Origin of the sequence: Gordonibacter sp., from assembly GCF_036667095.1 — a bacterium.
Taxonomy (GTDB): Bacteria; Actinomycetota; Coriobacteriia; order Coriobacteriales; family Eggerthellaceae; genus Gordonibacter.
On sequence record NZ_JAVWUP010000383.1, the window covers coordinates 1 to 1,158 of the forward strand.

The following is a 1,158-nucleotide window of genomic DNA, read 5'->3' on the forward strand; positions in this document are numbered from 1 at the left end:
GGTGCAGTTGGCGAAAACGGGCTTTCCTTGCTGCTACCCACGCGAGCAGGTCGACGTCGATCCCTCCATCGGACAGGGCGAGTACGAGGGAACCTATGCTCCCATTTGTCAGCATATCGAGCCCGCCGAAAGCCCCCTCGAGGGCGTGGAGGGCTACGACACTGAATACCCCCTCGTGCTGACTAGCGGCCGCGTGTACTACACGCACCACGGCACCCAGCGCCAGGCTCCCTATATGCGCGAGATATGGCCGGCACCCGATCTGCGCATGCACAGCAAGACGGCCGAGCGATACGGCCTTGCGCACATGGACTGGGTGAAGGTGACCTCTCGCCGCGGTTCGACTCATGCGCGCGTGTATCTCACTGACGGCATGCATGAGAACGTGGTGTGGATGGAGCGCTTCTGGAATCCCGAATGCTTCGACTCGTCACAGGAAACCAAGAGCGGCGGGTGGCAGGAGTGCAACGTGAACATCCTGACCAAGAACACCGCGCCGTTCAACGAATGCTACGGCTCCTACACCAACCGCGGGTTCTGCGTGAAGGTGGAGAAGGCTGACAAGCCGCCGCGGGTGTGGGTGGAACCCGAAGAGTTCCAGCCGCTCATGTACACCAACAAGAACCAGTACGTCGACGCGAATCCGTTCGCGGAGACTATGGGTGACCCGTCCGCCAGCTGGACTCCGGCGGTCACGTTCGACGATGCCCATATGTTTTCCAACGAGACTTTCGCGAAGTAGGAGGGAAGTACCATGACAAGACGGACTTTGGTGATCGATCTTAACCGCTGCTCGGGCTGCGACTCGTGCACGGTGGCGTGCAAGTACGAGAACAACGTAAAACTCGGCTCTTTCTGGAACCGCGTGCTTGCTATCGGCCCTACGGGCGAGTACCCGGATATCGAGATGTACTGGATGCCGATGCAATGCCAGCAGTGCGAGAACTCCCCCTGCGTCGGCGTGTGTCCCACGGGCGCATCGTATCGCGATCCGAACAACAACGTGGTCATGATCAACAAGGAGAAGTGTATAGGCTGCCAGTACTGCATGTATGCCTGTCCCTTCGGCGTACGTCAGTTCAACGAGGATGAAGGCGTCGTGGAGAAGTGCACGCTGTGCAACCACCTCACGGCCAAGTCCGACGGCGTGGAGAACAT

Annotated in this window: 2 protein-coding genes; both read left to right on the top strand. The window is 59.6% G+C overall.

Annotated elements, in window-relative coordinates; translation table 11 throughout:
• Positions 1-742, top strand: a 742-nt coding sequence (locus tag RR842_RS14775) for a molybdopterin dinucleotide binding domain-containing protein (RefSeq protein WP_332730327.1), incomplete at its 5' end; no start/stop codon positions are given.
• Positions 743-754: 12 nt separating this feature from the next.
• The coding region (locus RR842_RS14780) for a 4Fe-4S dicluster domain-containing protein (RefSeq protein WP_332730328.1) at positions 755-1,158 on the top strand (404 nt) is incomplete at its 3' end.